This is a genomic window from Rhizobium sp. Root1220 (assembly GCF_001426265.1).
GTDB lineage: Bacteria > Pseudomonadota > Alphaproteobacteria > Rhizobiales > Rhizobiaceae > Rhizobium.
The window spans coordinates 320,554-335,943 of the sequence record NZ_LMDG01000023.1; the positions used below are offsets into that span (position 1 = coordinate 320,554).

Annotated in this window: 14 protein-coding genes; 8 read left to right on the plus strand and 6 right to left on the minus strand. The window is 61.2% G+C overall.

The annotated features are described in order from the left end of the window. Positions 1-90 precede the first annotated feature (90 nt). The 7 genes from ASC90_RS15900 (at position 91) to ppa (ending at position 9,919) form a co-directional block, all read left to right on the plus strand. A complete protein-coding gene (locus tag ASC90_RS15900; RefSeq protein WP_056542239.1) occupies positions 91-1,206 on the plus strand; it encodes an ABC transporter ATP-binding protein in 1,116 nt (371 codons plus the stop codon). Continuing rightward, positions 1,199-2,158, plus strand: a complete 960-nt coding sequence (locus ASC90_RS15905; RefSeq protein WP_056542242.1) for an ABC transporter substrate-binding protein — start codon at positions 1,199-1,201, stop codon at positions 2,156-2,158. The genes ASC90_RS15900 and ASC90_RS15905 overlap by 8 nt, the downstream gene beginning before the upstream one ends. 10 nt (positions 2,159-2,168) lie before the next feature. Continuing rightward, entirely contained in the window at positions 2,169-3,848 is a 1,680-nt protein-coding gene (locus ASC90_RS15910; protein WP_056542243.1) for an iron ABC transporter permease, read from the plus strand. 129 nt (positions 3,849-3,977) lie between these two features. Beyond that, the gene (gene typA, locus ASC90_RS15915) at positions 3,978-5,795 is read left to right on the plus strand and encodes a translational GTPase TypA (RefSeq protein WP_056542246.1); all 1,818 of its coding nucleotides are present in this window, start codon (positions 3,978-3,980) and stop codon (positions 5,793-5,795) included. 200 nt (positions 5,796-5,995) lie between these two features. Beyond that, complete coding sequence (locus ASC90_RS15920; protein ID WP_056542248.1) at positions 5,996-6,502, plus strand: GNAT family N-acetyltransferase; 507 nt, start codon at positions 5,996-5,998, stop codon at positions 6,500-6,502. Between the two features lie 127 nt (positions 6,503-6,629). Beyond that, positions 6,630-9,269 carry an AMP-binding protein gene (locus tag ASC90_RS15925; protein ID WP_056542250.1) on the plus strand — a complete coding sequence of 880 codons (2,640 nt, stop codon included), beginning with the start codon at positions 6,630-6,632 and terminating at the stop codon, positions 9,267-9,269. Positions 9,270-9,382: 113 nt separating this feature from the next. After that, positions 9,383-9,919, plus strand: a complete 537-nt coding sequence (gene ppa / locus ASC90_RS15930) for an inorganic diphosphatase (RefSeq protein ID WP_056542251.1) — start codon at positions 9,383-9,385, stop codon at positions 9,917-9,919. On the opposite strand, the gene ASC90_RS15935 is transcribed toward ppa, so the two are convergent. Next, positions 9,920-10,234, minus strand: coding sequence for a DUF167 domain-containing protein (locus ASC90_RS15935; protein WP_056542253.1), 315 nt, complete (start codon positions 10,232-10,234; stop codon positions 9,920-9,922). It abuts the gene before it with no gap. Beyond that, positions 10,231-10,521, minus strand: a complete 291-nt coding sequence (locus ASC90_RS15940) for a YggT family protein (protein WP_056542255.1) — start codon at positions 10,519-10,521, stop codon at positions 10,231-10,233. Before ASC90_RS15940 ends, ASC90_RS15935 begins: the two co-directional genes overlap by 4 nt. Before the next feature lie 138 nt (positions 10,522-10,659). Between ASC90_RS15940 and ASC90_RS15945 the strand changes: the two genes are divergently transcribed. Then, positions 10,660-11,907: an MFS transporter gene (locus tag ASC90_RS15945; RefSeq protein WP_056542257.1), complete on the plus strand. Its 1,248-nt coding sequence runs from the start codon at positions 10,660-10,662 to the stop codon at positions 11,905-11,907. A 13-nt stretch (positions 11,908-11,920) separates the two neighbouring features. Here ASC90_RS15945 and ASC90_RS15950 read toward each other — a convergent pair whose 3' ends face one another. From ASC90_RS15950 to ASC90_RS15965, 4 genes are all read right to left on the minus strand, one after another. Continuing rightward, the gene (locus ASC90_RS15950; protein ID WP_056542646.1) at positions 11,921-12,406 is read right to left on the minus strand and encodes a RidA family protein; all 486 of its coding nucleotides are present in this window, start codon (positions 12,404-12,406) and stop codon (positions 11,921-11,923) included. Between the two features lie 119 nt (positions 12,407-12,525). Continuing rightward, positions 12,526-13,308: a glutamine amidotransferase gene (locus tag ASC90_RS15955; protein WP_056542260.1), complete on the minus strand. Its 783-nt coding sequence runs from the start codon at positions 13,306-13,308 to the stop codon at positions 12,526-12,528. Then, on the minus strand, positions 13,298-13,783 hold the full coding sequence (locus ASC90_RS15960) for a TerB family tellurite resistance protein (RefSeq protein ID WP_056542262.1): 486 nt from the start codon (positions 13,781-13,783) through the stop codon (positions 13,298-13,300). The genes ASC90_RS15955 and ASC90_RS15960 overlap by 11 nt, the downstream gene beginning before the upstream one ends. A gap of 12 nt (positions 13,784-13,795) precedes the next feature. Further along, entirely contained in the window at positions 13,796-15,388 is a 1,593-nt protein-coding gene (locus tag ASC90_RS15965; protein WP_056542264.1) for a heme biosynthesis protein HemY, read from the minus strand. Between the last annotated feature and the right edge of the window lie 2 nt (positions 15,389-15,390).

Below are 15,390 nucleotides of genomic sequence, written 5' to 3' on the forward strand. Positions count from 1 at the left end.
CGCGTGGTGGCGTCGCTGCCGCTTCGTCACATGAGTGTCATCGATTGTTAATATGCAACCGGCATCGATCTTCACCGATGCCGGTTTTTCATGACCTCTCAACGTTCAGAGACCAATGCTGCCGTTTCGACGGCTGACGTCGAATTGCACTATGGTGCGACGGCGGTCCTGAAGGGTATCAATCTCTCGCTGTCCAGAGGTAAGACGCTTGCGCTTCTCGGCCCTTCCGGCTGTGGCAAGACAACCTTGCTGAGACTTGTCGCCGGCCTGCTGTCTCCGACGAAAGGGTCGGTGTCCATTGCCGGCCAAATCGTGGCGAACGAATCGAGCGGTGTTTTCTCTCCGCCCGAAAAGCGCAATCTCGGCATGGTCTTTCAGGACTACGCGCTCTGGCCACACCTGACAGTGGGCGGCAATGTTTCCTTTCCGCTCGAAATGCGCCGCATGGGCAGAGCGGAACGCCATGAGCGAACAATGCGCGCGCTGGAGCGTGTTGGCCTCGGTGCTTATGCCGACCGCCGTCCGAGCGATCTCTCCGGTGGCCAGCAGCAGCGCGTGGCAATTGCGCGCGCCATCGTCGCCGAGCCGCAGCTCATCCTCTTCGACGAGCCGCTGTCGAACCTCGACCGCGAACTGCGCGAAAACATGGTGGGCGAGCTTGCCGAACTGATCGCGACGCTCGGTCTCACAGCCATCTATGTCACCCACGATCATAGCGAGGCGTTGACGCTTGCCGACGACGTCGCGGTGATGCGTGGCGGCTTGATCGAACAGCTGGCATCGCCCGACGAACTGATCGAGCGGCCGGCAACGCCAGAAGTGGCGGATTTCCTGCGCCTCGGCGGCATTGCCGATCTTCAGTATCGAGACGGGCGCTGGTTTTTCGGAAATAGCGGTGTGGTGCTGCTCGGCGGCGTTGCGGCTGCGAGCCGGACGGCGCGGGTGCTCATTCCCACCGCGTCGATCACGGCTGGCGATATGGTCCCGGGTCGGTTCGCGGCAACGGTGCTGCGTTCGCAGTTCCGCGGCGACGGCCACCTGGCGACTGTTTCGCTTGTCGGAGCCGACACTACAGAATTGCAGGTTTTGAGCCGCACCAAACTGCGTCCGGGCGAAGGGGTCGGCCTCACGATCGATGTCGACCAGATCCGCTGGTTCGGCAACGGGGTTCATCTATCCAAAAAGGAGAATTTGGAAAATGTTTAAATCGTTGAAAAAAATCACTTTCGGCGTTTTCGCCGCAACCCTGATGGCCGGCGTCGCCCACGCCGATATCACCGTATACACCGCCGGCCCTCAAGGCCTGATCGACAAGTTGTCGGCCGGCTTCACCCAGCAGACCGGCATCAAGGTCAATGTTTTCCAGGCAACTACCGGCAAGGTCATGGCCCGTATCGAGGCCGAGGCAGCAAACCCGGTCGTCGACGTTCTGATCTCGGCTTCCTGGGATACGGCCACCGATTTCGCAAAGCGCGGCTGGCTCGTTTCCTACACCAGCCCGAATGCCGCCAAGGTGCCCGACTTCCTGAAGACCGACACAGCAGTCGCGCAGGGGATCTCGGCGCTGGGCATCGCCTGGAACACCAAGAGCGGCACGCCGAAGCCGACCGAATGGACCGACCTGACGAAGCCGGAATACAAGGATCTCGTCAATATCCCCGATCCCGCTCAATCCGGTTCGTCTTTCGAACTGACCGCGGCCCTTGCCGGCCAGGATGACTTCAAGCTCTTCAAGGAACTGAAAGACAACGGCGCGGTCATCGCCGGTGCCAATGCCGAAGCCCTGAACCCGGTTCTGCAGGGGGCGAAGGCTGCGGTCTTCGGCGCCGTCGACTACATCACCCTCAATGCCAAGGAAAAAGGCGAGAACATCGAAGTCGTCTTTCCAACCTCCGGTACGGTAATCGCGCCGCGCCCTGCCATGATCCTCAACTGGTCCAAGAACCAGGACGACGCCAAGAAGTTCATCGACTACATGCTCTCTGACGAAGGCCAGAAGCTCGTTGCCGACCAGATGCTGATGCCGGCCCGCTCCGATGTTCCGGCAAGCCGCCCGCTGATCAGCGATCTGAAGCTCTTGAAGTACGACACCGCTGCCGTCTACGGAAAGCGCAAGGAGACGCTGAAGCAGATCACCGACACGTTCGGCGGCAAGTGAGGACAAGGCAATGAGGGCGAACGATGTCGGCGGCGCGGCTCCGGCTGCCTGGTTCGCGATTGCGGGCCTGACCGTCATCGTTGCTGTTCCCTTCATTGCCGTGGTGCTTCAGGGCATCTTCCCCAATCTCGGACAGGGCTCGTTCGCGGGCCCTTTCTCCGCTCTCATGGATACGCTTGCCGATAGCGCGCTAGTCGGCATGACGGGCAACACCTTGCTGCTCGGCGCTTGTGTCGTGCTGGCTTCATCCCTGGTTGCGGTGCCGCTCGGGGTCTTTCGCGCGCTTTATCGCATTCCCTTGGCGCCGCTCTGGGACGTGCTGCTGCTCGTTCCCTTCATGATCCCGCCCTACATCGCCACGCTGGGCTGGATCATGACGCTGCAGCCGCGCGGCTATCTCGAGCAGGTCGCGGGCTTCAATCTCGCTCCGTTTCTTTTCTCGCTTTTCGGCATGACCATGGTCATGGCCTTCAATACCTTTCCGGTCGTCTATTTCGCGGTGTCGCGCACGGTCGAGGCGGTCGGTGCGCGCTATGCCGATGTCGGCCGGGTCTTCGGCGCCACGCCGGCACGCGCTTTCTGGCGCATTACCCTGCCGCTTTCCGCCCCCGGACTTGTCGCCAGCCTGATGCTCGTCTTCGCAGCCGCCATCGAGGAATACGGCACTCCGGCGGCACTTGGCCGGCGCGCCGGCTTTCAGGTGCTGGTTACCGGCATCGACCTGCGCATCTCCGATTGGCCCATCGATCTTCCGGGCGCCGCGATCCTCTCGATACTGCTCGTCGCGCTGTCGCTGGTGACCTTCCTGCTGCAGCGATGGATCCTGTCGCGGCGCTCCTACCAGACGGTCGGCGGTAAACCGACGGACAAGGACAAGCGGCCGCTCGGTGCGCTGAAATTTCCGGTGATGATGGCTTTCTCCCTCGTCGCCTTTCTCGCGACCGGCGTGCCGTTGCTGGCAATCCTGATGACCGCGCTCTCGCGGACCATCTCGGGCGGACTGGCGGCGGACAATTTCAGCATTGCCAATTTCGTGTCCGTCTTCAGCAACAGCGCCGGCGCGCTGGCCGCCCTCGCCAACAGCTTTTCACTGGGGATCGGCACGGCACTGATCACCGGTCTTATCGGCGTGATGGCTGCATACACGGTCGTCAAGACCAGGACCCGCGGGCGGACAGTCATCGATACGATGACTATCCTGCCGAATGCCCTGCCGGGCATCGTCGTTGCCGTCGGCCTGATCCTTGCCTGGAACATGCCCTGGCTTCCAGCCACGCCCTACAACACCGCCTTCATCCTACTGCTTGCCTATTGCTGCATTTTGGTGCCACAGCCGGTGCGCTATACGACGGCGGCCTTCCAGCAGATCGGCGACAGCCTGGAGGCGGCGGCACGCGTTTGCGGCGCCAGCGGGGTAACTGCTTTCCGCCGCATCCTGCTGCCGCTGGTGTTTCCAAGTCTCGCCTCGGCGATGTTGCTGGTCTTTGCGCTTGCCTCGCGAGAGCTGGTCGCGTCGGTCGTCGTGGCGCCGGTCGGCATGCAGACAATCGCCACCTTCATCTGGCGTCAGTTCGAGCAGGGATCGATCGGGCTTGGCATGGCCATGGCTTTCATCGCCATCGTGATCACCACGCTTCTGCCGCTCCTGCTATTGACGCTCCTGCGCCGCAGCGGGCTGGTGGCGGAATGATCAGGTTCGGCGGAGTCACCGCAATTCCGGTTCCCCCCTTTCGCAACGGCGAAAAACACTGTATGAGCCGCCCAAACGAAATAGGCGCCTTCTCCCAGCGTGGCGCCCCAGCCTCAGAGATCTAAACATATGGCACTTCGCAACATCGCGATTATCGCGCACGTTGACCATGGCAAGACGACCCTGGTTGACGAGCTTCTGAAACAGTCCGGCTCGTTCCGCGAGAACCAGCGCGTTGCAGAACGCGTCATGGACTCCAATGACCTGGAAAAAGAGCGCGGCATCACGATTCTTGCCAAGGCGACCTCGGTCGAGTGGAAGGGCGTTCGCATCAACATCGTCGACACCCCCGGCCACGCCGACTTCGGTGGCGAAGTCGAGCGTATCCTGTCGATGGTGGACGGCGCGATCGTTCTGGTCGACTCGTCTGAAGGTCCGATGCCGCAGACCAAGTTCGTCGTCTCCAAGGCGCTGAAGGTCGGCCTGAAGCCGATCGTCGCGATCAACAAGATCGACCGTCCCGATGGCCGCCACGAAGAGGTCATCAACGAAGTGTTCGACCTGTTCGCCAGCCTCGACGCCACCGACGAACAGCTCGACTTCCCGATCCTCTACGGTTCCGGCCGCGATGGCTGGATGAACGTTGCGCCTGAGGGCCCGAAGGATCAGGGTCTCGCACCGCTGCTCGACCTCGTGCTCAGCCACGTTCCGGAGCCGACGGTTGCCGAAGGCCCGTTCACGATGATCGGCACGATCCTCGAAGCCAACCCCTTCCTCGGCCGCATCATTACCGGCCGTATCAATTCCGGCTCGATCAAGTCGAATCAGGCTGTCAAGGTTCTCGGCCAGGATGGCAAGCTGATCGAAACCGGCCGCATCTCGAAGATTCTAGCCTTCCGCGGCATCGAGCGCACGGCGATCGACGAAGCGCATGCAGGCGACATCGTCGCGATCGCAGGCCTCTCCAAGGGCACGGTCGCCGACACGTTCTGTGATCCTGCGATCACCGAGGCGCTGAAGGCACAGCCGATCGACCCGCCGACCGTCACCATGTCCTTTATCGTCAACGACAGCCCGCTGGCCGGCACCGAAGGCGACAAGGTTACATCGCGCGTCATTCGTGACCGCCTGTACAAGGAAGCCGAAGGCAATGTCGCGCTGAAGATCGAAGAAGCCGAAGGCAAGGACTCGTTCTACGTTTCCGGTCGTGGCGAATTGCAGCTCGCCGTTCTGATCGAAACCATGCGCCGCGAAGGCTTCGAGCTGGCCGTGTCGCGTCCGCGCGTCGTCATGCATCGCGACGAGAACGATCAGCTGATGGAGCCGATCGAGGAAGTCGTCATCGACGTCGATGAAGAGCATTCCGGCATCGTCGTCCAGAAGATGTCCGAGCGCAAGGCTGAAATGGCCGAGCTTCGTCCTTCCGGCGGCAACCGTCTTCGCCTGGTGTTCAATGCTCCGACCCGCGGCCTGATCGGCTATCAGTCGGAACTGCTGACCGACACGCGCGGCACCGCCGTGATGAACCGTCTGTTCAAAGAATACCAGCCGTTCAAGGGCGAAATCGGCGGCCGCACCAACGGCGTTCTCTTGGCCAATGCGCCGGGCGAAGCTGTTGCCTATGCCATGTTCAACCTCGAAGATCGCGGCCCGATGATGATCGAGCCCGGCGAAAAGGTCTACATGGGCATGATCATCGGCATCCACTCGCGCGACAACGATCTTGAAGTCAACGTTCTCAAGGGCAAGCAGCTGACCAACATCCGCTCGGTCAACAAGGACGAAGCCGTCAAGCTGACGCCGCCGATCCGTATGACGCTTGACCGCGCTCTTTCCTGGATTCAGGACGACGAGCTGATGGAAGTGACGCCGAAGTCGATCCGTCTGCGCAAGATGTATCTCGATGCGAACGATCGCAAGCGCTTCAGCAAGGCCAAGTCGGCCTGAGCCACCTAGACAGTCATGCCTCGGAACCCCGGCCATCGTGCCGGGGTTTTTATTTGTGCGCGGCGCCGAATTCCGCTTGTCGCAATAGTTAAAAAAGCGTTAAATTTCAGCTGTCGTCCACATGTTAAGTCTGTGGGCAATCGGCCGGAATGCGTTGGCGCATATGGTTAATTGTCCGCGACAAGGCCAGAGTAAGCGTTATGAAGACGTTGTCGATCGATGTTCGGCGGGCCGAGCCGCACGATTCCCGAGCTATTTCGGAAGTGCATCGGCTTGCATGGCAACATAGCTATGCGGGGATCATTCCGCATAAGGCACTGACGCAGATGATCGAACGGCGTGGCGAGACATGGTGGCGCAAGGCAACCCGTGGACCGGCTACGCTGCTCGTTCTCGATGTCGCCGGGACCGTCGCGGGCTATGCAACGCTCGGACTCAACCGCGCTCGCGCCCTTCCGCAGGAGGGCGAGATCTATGAGCTCTACCTCCGGCCTGAATACCAGGGCATCGGCCTTGGCCATATGCTGTTTGGCGAAGCGCGGCGGCTTTTGAAGTCGCTTGGCTGCAATGGCATGGTTGTCTGGTGCCTGGAGGAAAACGAGACCGGTGCCCGGTTCTATCGCAGCCACGGCGGTGCCGATTACTGCGAGGGCATGGAAACCTTCGATCAAAAGCAGCTGAAGAAGATCGGCTTCATCTGGAGCTGATCAGGGCGCGCATTGTTTTTTTCGGGCGCTGCAGCAATTAGCTCTCGCTGTTGATCACAAACTTGCAAATCATACTCAACTTATGTATTTGGCTGCTCACGCGCGGTGGATTGCGTGGGAGATGGTCATGTCGAAGGGCTTTTGGACGCACCTCGACCGGGTGCCCGATGGGCCGGCCCTGCTGATACCGTCGCGGCCACATATTACCTATGGCGAACTGGCAGAACGCGTCGCGGCTACGGCGCGCGCGATGGGCGCGGGCAAGAAGCTTGTCGCTATAGAAGCCGCCCTTTCCGAACACTCGATCGCTGCCTATCTTGCAGCGCTTGCCGGCGGCCATGCCGCCGCCTTGCTGCCCCCGGATGATGATGCCGCCTGGCTGTCGTTTGTCGAGCGGTTTGAACCGGAACTGGCCTTCCGAAAGGAGAATGGGCGTTGGCGGTTGAACGAAACCGGCTACAGGCCGCAGAGCCGCATTCACCATGACCTCGCGCTGATATTGATGACATCGGGGAGCACCGGTTGCGGAAAGGCCGTCAGGCTTTCCGCAGGAGCGGTCGCCGCCAATGCTTCCTCGATCGCCCAGTATCTTGAACTCGATGCCGCGGATGTCGGTGCACTGACATTGCCGCTGCATTACTCCTACGGGCTCTCGATCCTGAATTCACATCTCTCTGTCGGAGCGGCGCTCTGGGTGCCGGGAACATCAATCCTCGATCCGGCATTTGTCGAGGAGTTCAAGGCAGCTCAATGCACCAATCTGTCGGGCGTTCCCCACTCATACGAGTTGATGGAGCAACGTGGCTTTCGTCAGCAACGATATCCGGATCTCCGCTTCATGACCGTTGCCGGTGGTCGCCTGCCGCCTTCGGATGTTCGCCTCTATCATGACTGGCTTGTCCCCGAGGGGCGGCGCTTTTACGTGATGTATGGACAGACCGAGGCCACCGCGCGGATCGCCTATGTCCCCCCGCGGCGGCTGCCTGACCACGCTGATGGGATCGGCCTTGCCGTGCCTGGCGGCGAACTGCGGTTGGTGGACGAAAGTGGCACGACGGTCCGCGAGCACAATGTGCCCGGCGAACTGGTTTACCGCGGACCGAACGTCATGCTTGGCTACGGTGAGACGCGTCACGATCTGGCGAGGGGAGCAGACATCGATGAGCTTCGAACCGGCGACATTGGGGTGCGCGACGCGGACGGCCTCTATCGCATCACAGGTCGCTTGCGGCGGATGTCGAAGATAGGCGGGATACGGTTGGGCCATGACGCGCTCGAGGCCGCGCTTTCGGAACGCGGAATCACCACAGCTGTCGTCGGTGACGACGAACTTGTTCTCGCTGCCTTCACTGGCGCGCATACAGAGGCAGAGGTGCGCGGGCAATTGGCGCTGGCGGCCGGCATCGGTCTGCCGCATGCCCGCGCCGTCGCCCTCGAGGAACTGCCGCGGCTGGCAAACGGAAAGCTTGACTATGAGCAGCTTCGCGCGCGAATGACCGAGCGCCCGTCGGACAGCGAGAAACCTACCGTCGCCACTCTGTTCAAGGAGGTATTTTTCCCGCAGCAGGTCTTGCCCGACGACTGTTTCGCAGACCTTGGAGGAGATTCGCTGCGCTACCTTGAAATGACCGTCGGGCTTGAGCGCCTGCTGGGGGCGGCACCCGAGGGATGGGAGAAGATGAGTGTCGGCGCGCTGTCGGCACGGTCGCAAACCGCGCTTGCGGCGCGTGTGATCTCCAGCGACATTCTGTTGAGGGCCATTGCGATCCTGTTGGTCGTTTTCCACCATGCCACCACCTGGCCCATTCCTGGCGGGGCGGGTACGATGTTTGTTCTTTGTGGTTTCGGTCTGGCACGGTTCCAGTCGAAGGCGTTGTTCGACGGCGATTTTCGCAGGTTCTTCAGGCAACTCCGCCTTGTCTTGCTACCCTACTATCTCGTCGTACTCGGTTTCAGCATTGGCTGGGGTGCGGTGCCGTGGGCGTCGGTCTTTCTCGTCGGCAATTTGGGCTTCGCGGCGCCTGAGCGGCACGAAATGCTGCCGTATCTCTATTGGTTCGTGGAGGCATTCGTGCAGTTGCTGCTGCTGTGGGCGCTGCTGTTCGCTCCGCCGGCCATTCGCCGCTTTGCCAGCGTCGATCCATTTCGTTTCGGCTTCATTCTGCTCGTGGCTGCAACGGCGCTGCACTTTGCAAGCCCGATCCTCTGGCCGATTGGCGCGAGACAGATATTTACGCTGCCATGGGTGCTGCATCTTGCTGTTTTTGGTTGGTGCGCTGCGTTTGCCAGCTCCCCCCGACGGCGGCTTGCAGTCATCCTGGCATCCGGCGTGACCATGCCTCTCATGGCTTACACGGGCGGCAACTGGGTGGGATCCTGGTTCCTTTATGGCGTGCAGTTGCCTGTCCTGGCGCTGCTGGTCTATCTGCCCAAGCTGAAGGTTCCAGCGCTGCTTGCAGCTATGGTCATTCCGGTCGCCGCCGCGAGCTACCACATCTATCTCCTGCACCGGATCTTCCCGGATTTGCTGTTGGATGCAAGCCGCCCCGAGACCTTCGTTTCTCCGTGGATCATTGCCGTGTCAGTAGGGTCGGGTCTGGGAACCGGTCTCCTGGCCTACCGTCTGCAGCGTCTTTTGACGCGAGGCGATGGGCGGTTCGCCAGGCGTTGGCAGCGCCTGGGTTTGCTCTGGCAGGGCCAGACAAGACGGTCCAGATCAGGCGCGGGGCTGGCTCCGACCAAACGGCAGAGCGGCGCCTTGCCCTGAGCGCCGTCCACGTTCACCTCGTTCGTCCTGCTCAAATTGCCCTTGCCGTGTTGCGTTGCGGGATGATTCCCATTATCTGGCAACCATCGACTTAACCTTTAGAGGGAAGCTCCATGCGCATAGACGCGATTTCCATTGGCAAGAACCCACCTGAGGACGTCAACGTCATCATTGAGGTGCCGGTCGGCGGTCATCCGATCAAGTATGAGATGGACAAGGAAGCCGGCACGCTGGTCGTCGACCGGTTCCTCTATACGCCGATGACCTATCCCGGCAATTACGGCTTTGTCCCCCATACGCTCTCGGAAGATGGCGATCCGATCGACGTGCTTGTAGCAAGCACCCGACCGCTCGTTCCGGGCTGCGTCATCAATGTTCGCCCGATCGGCGTGCTGAAGATGGAAGACAATTCCGGCAAGGACGAGAAGATCATTGCCGTGCCATCGCCGAAGCTGACGATGCGCTACGACAAGGTCAAGGACTACACCGACCTTCCTGAGATTACGGTCAAGCAGATCGAACACTTCTTCCAGCACTACAAGGATCTCGAGCCCGGCAAGTGGGTAAAGATATTCGGCTGGGGCGATGCCAAGGAGGCCGGGGCGCTGATCCTCGAGGCGATCGAACGCGCCAAGAAGGAAAAGGCCTGATCACAGCCCCGCAAGAGCATCCAGCTTTTTGATCACATCCTCCGGGTCGCCCTCGATCCGGAGGATTTTTTTACGCGATGCCTCGCCTGAGATGATGCCGACGGAGGACTTGGCAAGGCCGACCGATTCCGCCACGACGGCGATCAGGGCCTTGTTGGCCTTGCCCTTCTCGGCAATCGAGGTGACGCGCACTTTCAGGTGCGACCTGCCTTCAGCATCCGCTTCGACACCATCGATTGCGTCGCGCCCGCTTTTTGGCGTCAACCTGACGGCGAGCGAGACGTGATCGGCACCGGCTGTCCAGGGTCGCGTCACGCCACCAGCGGGAAGATCGTGTTCCACATCAGCGAGCGAATGAAGAATATGATAAGCAAAAGGATGATCGGCGAAATGTCGATGCCGCCGAGGTTCGGCAGCACGCGGCGGATCGGGCGCAGCACCGGTTCGGTGACGTTGAACAGGAACATTCCGACCGAATTGACGAACTGGTTGCTGGAATTGATGACGTTGAACGCATAGAGCCAAGAGAAAATAGCGCTGGCAATCAACACCCAAGTATAAAGATTCAAAGCCAAATCAATGGTTTGAAAGATGGCAATCATCGTAGTCTCCAGTTCGTTGTTGACAGACATGTAGACATTGGCGACTAAACGGGCAAGTGCCGTGTGTAAACGCATGGTAAATCATGTTTAACAGGCGCGCCGCGCGCCGCTGCCACGCTTTTTCCTCGGAACGCCCTGATGTCTTTTTCGTCTACCGGAGACCGTTTCGCCGCGTTCCGGCATCGGTCCTATGCCCGTTTCTTCTTCGCCCGCTTTCTTCTGTCCTTTTCTCAGCAGATCGTCAGCGTCGCCGTCGGCTGGCAGATGTACGACCAGACAGGGAGCGCGATCTACCTGGGCCTGATCGGGCTCGTGCAGTTTCTTCCCTCGTTGTTGCTGATCCTGGTGACCGGGTCGGTTGCCGATCGTCACAACCGGCGTGCGATCGCTTCGATCTGCTCGCTTGTCGGCGGGTTATGCACGCTGGCGCTGCTTTTGATGACGATCACGGGGACTTTCTCTCCCCTCCCCGTTTTTGCCGTATTACTGATTTTCGGCATCGAGCGCGCCTTCATGTCGCCGGCCGTCCAGTCGCTGGCGCCAAATCTCGTGCCGCCGCAGGACCTGTCGAACGCAATCGCCTGGAATTCGTCCTCATGGCAATTGGCGGCCATCACTGGCCCTGTGTTTGGCGGCTTGCTGTACGGCGTCAGCCCCCAAACGGCCTATGCCGTCGCGGTGGTCTTCGCGGCACTCGGTGCAGCGCTGCTCTACATGATTCCAAAGCCGGAGCAGAAGACGACGGGCGTGGCGAAAAGCTGGGACATGATCCTGGGCGGTTTCCGCTTCATTCGGGCCGAGAAGGTGGTGCTCGGGGCGATTTCGCTGGATCTCTTCGCCGTGCTGCTCGGCGGTGCCACCGCGCTCATGCCGATCTTTGCGCGGGATATCCTGGTGCTTGGCCCATGGGGCCTTGGTCTGCTGCGATCCGCGCCGGGCGTCGGTGCGATTATCATGGCGGTCCTGCTTGCCGCCTATCCGCTGCGGCATCGCGCTGGCGTCTACATGTTCATTGGCGTTGCGTTGTTCGGACTCGGCACCATCGTTTTCGGCTTCTCGACGAACACGGAACTATCGATCGCCGCGCTGGCGCTGATGGGCGCGGCGGATATGGTTTCCGTCTATGTCCGAGAGAGCCTGATCGCGCTCTGGACGCCGGACCAGCTGCGAGGCCGCGTCAACGCCGTCAACACCGTCTTCGTCGGAGCTTCCAATGAGCTTGGGGAATTCCGGGCCGGCACGATGGCATCCGTTTTCGGCGCCGTGCCCGCCGTGATTATCGGCGGCGTCGGAACTCTCGCCGTCGCGGTCATCTGGGCTACAAGCTTCCCTCAATTGCGCAAGATCGATACGCTCGATGCGCCCACACGACACGAGCAGATCTGACGATCCGCCGACACTAGGTCGAGACCAATATCTCGGCTTCGATTTCGACCGGAAAGTTGAGCGGCAGCCCGGCAACACCGATCGCCGAGCGCGAATGACTTCCGACCTCCGGGCCGAATACCTCGATGATAAGCTCGGTGAAACCGTTGATGACGGCCGGCGAATTGGCGAAGCGCGGCGCGCAATTGACCATGCCGAACACGCGACACCAGCCGGTGATGCGATCGAGACTGCCCAACTCGCGCTTCAGGCTGCCCAACATGGACAGGGCTACTTTCCGCGCCGAGGCCTTGGCCTCTTCGACGGACACATTCTCACCGACAGCGCCGAACGGACCGGCAGGTGTACCGTCGCTGTTCTGCGGACCATGTCCCGAAACAAAAGCTCGATTGCCGCGTACGTTTACCCATGGGAATGGAAGGATCATGCCGGACGGAAGCTTCAGGGGCTGCGGAAGGACCAACCCCATCGCTGCAAGTTTCTGCTCGTAGTTAGACATGGAGTTCCCCTGAGATAGCTCGAGCCCGTCGCTGACCGTATGCAGCATTTCGAGGCCGAATCGTGGATCGGAACGCATTCCTGCTACTGAAACGTCGCCCCGGAGGGTGACGGGCGATTTTAGCACGGTGTGCTGCCGGACGCACCTGAATAGCCCGTGAGAACCGCTCTCGATATCGCGGTGGTCTTGGATGCCTTGCCCTCGAAAACGATGTCGAGGAATTCGTTCAGCCATGCCTTGAGCGGCGCGTCAAAAAGCATGCGCCCCTCGAGGTGCTCGCGACCTTGCTGCGCGTTCGGCAGGATGAAGCGCTGGGCGCCGTGCACGACCCAGCGGTGCATCATCGCCCGTGTCAGTTCCGCATGAAACTGCAAACCCCAGGCGTTTTCGTTGTATCGAAAGGCCTGGTTTGGATAGGTATTGCCTTCGGCCAGCAGATCGGCGCCGCGGGGCAGGTCGAAGCCCTCGCGGTGGAAGTGGTAAACCATCTTCGGCCACTGCATCAGCAGTCGGCCCTTTTCCGCCGCGCGCAGCGGGTACCAGCCGATCTCGGTGGTGCCATCGGCATTGGATTGCACCTTGCCCCCGAGATGGCGCACCAGCATCTGCGCACCGAGGCAAATACCAAGAAACGGACGCTTTTCGCTAAGCGGCACATCCAGCCAGTTGATTTCCGTCTTGATGAAATCATCGGGATCGTTGGCGCTCATCGGGCCGCCGAAGACGACCGCGCCGGCATGGTGAGCAAGTGTCGAGGGAAGCTTGTCGCCGAGCACCGGTCGCCGGATATCGAGAGGATAGCCTTTCTCGACCAGCAGCTGACCGACCCGGCCGGGACTCGATCGCTCCTGGTGCAGGACGATCAGAACAGGGCGCCGGTAGCTCGGGCGTTCAATCGACATCGTCCTGAACCACCTCGGTATCTTTTACGCGTTTCGCCGCTTCCTGGCGTTTCTGAATGCGCTCGCGCGCCGAAACGCCAAGGAGTTCGGCGATGCGCCAGATTGCATCGTCTTCCATCTCGCTGCGTTCGCCATCGGCATATACGATATCCCACAGGATGCCGATCAGTTCGAGGCGCTGTTCGGTATCGAGATGGCGTTTCAGGTCCGCCGTGAACCGGTAATAATCGACGGCATCGCTCTCGGCCTCCTGGCCGGCGGCAATCAGCGCGTCGAGTTGCTTGCTGTCGAGACCGTACTGCTCCTTCAGCAATTTGCGCAGCCGTTTTGTCTCACTATCCTTGATCTGCCCATCCGCTTCCATGACCTGCATACAGAGCGCGGCCACGGCAATGCGCGGATCATCCGGCGCAAAGCCCTTTTTCGAATTGTCGGCGGTCAGATTTTGAAAGAATTCCTGGAAACGTTCGAACATAGAGATCCTTGTCTAGAAAAGGCGCAGCCGTGTCTTGGGTTCCGGCTCCACCGTTGGATTGCGAACGCCGGGATCGTCCGGCAGGCCACCGAAGAAGGGCCGGGGTTCCGGCTTGCCTGAGGCGGTTGCCAGCGGCCTGGCCGGTTCCGAAGCCTTTGCGGCAGGGCGCGCTGCCTCCGCAATGGTTGCCGCCCGCTCGAGTTCGATGATGCGGTGGTCGTTGACCGATCCTTCGGCGCGGACCTCGCGCACCGGCGGCAGTGTCTTTAGCGCGCTGTCGATCGACGCCAGAGCGCCTTCCTCGACATGACCTTCAGCGTGGTCGAACGGCGGCTTCCAGACAAAGGCATCGAGGCGACCGGTGACAGGCGATAGCGGCAGCCATTTGTCGGAGACGAAGCCATCGGCGACCCATGCCGGGTCGCGCGGTGCTTTCAGTGCCTGGGCCAGCCAATGGCGAATGCGGCCCTGGTCGCCGGTCTCTGCCTCCTCGATGTCCGCGAGCAGCAGGAAGGCTGCTTCGCGGGGGTCGATGCGGGCCGCGGCCTCGGCCTTTGTCCGGGCTTTCCCGAAATCCTGCGCGTCCAGCGCTGCCTGCGCCACGACGAGCAGCGACTCGACATTGTTCGGTCTGAGCGCCTCAAGCCGTTCGGCACGTTTGATGCGATCCGCGGCCGAATCGCCGCTGCGGGCGCGCACATAGGCCCGCCCGATCTCAGGATGCGGGTTGGTTTTCCAGGCCTGCTCGAGGATGGCAGCCGCCTTGCGAAGCTTGTCCTCCCGAAACAGCGCCTTGGCAGCGACAATGGCGGCGGGTTCGAAATCGGCGATGAGCTTGAGGGCGTGGGTCGCATCGTCGCGCGCGCCGGCGGGGTCGTTTTCAAGCTTCTCCGTCGCCCGGGCGGTCAGCAGCACCGCGCGGAGGCGATCGGCTTCGGCTTTTTCGACCACGCGGGCTGCCTTCTGCTGTTCAAGCAAGCGAAGGGCGTCATCCCAACGACCGGCCTGGCTGCGATACTCCAGCGTCGCCTGGGCTGCCCATGGCAGATAGGGTGCGTTGTCCGCTGCCTTCTCCGCATACTGACGGGCGGCTTCGTTGGCGCCGAGGCGCTTGGCTTCAAGGTAAAGGCCACGCAGCCCGAGCTCGCGGGTTTCGGGATCGTTGGTCATCGCCTCGAATTTGGCGCGGGCCTCGTCGTGGCGGCCTTCGATGAGGGCTGCCTGGGCCTCGAGGAGGGCAATCAATGGTTCCTGATCAGCGCGGATGAGCCCGCGGGAACGGGCTGCCATCTTGCGCGCCATCAGCGCATTGCCGGCGCCTGCGGCGATCAGTCCGGTGGACAGTGCCTGATAGCCGCGGTCGCGCTTGCGGGCGCGAAAATAGCGGGTGATCGAATGGGGCGATGTCCAGATCACGCGCACCAACCACCAACAGACCATGACGAGCGCGATCAGCGCGATCAAGCCACTTGCCGCGACGATCAGCCTCGTCTGGTAGAGTTGGCCGCCCCAGACAAGCGACAGATCACCCGGGCGATCGGCCAGCCAGGAAAAACCGTATCCAAGCGCAAGAACGGCAAGGGCGAATATGACGAGCCTGATCATGC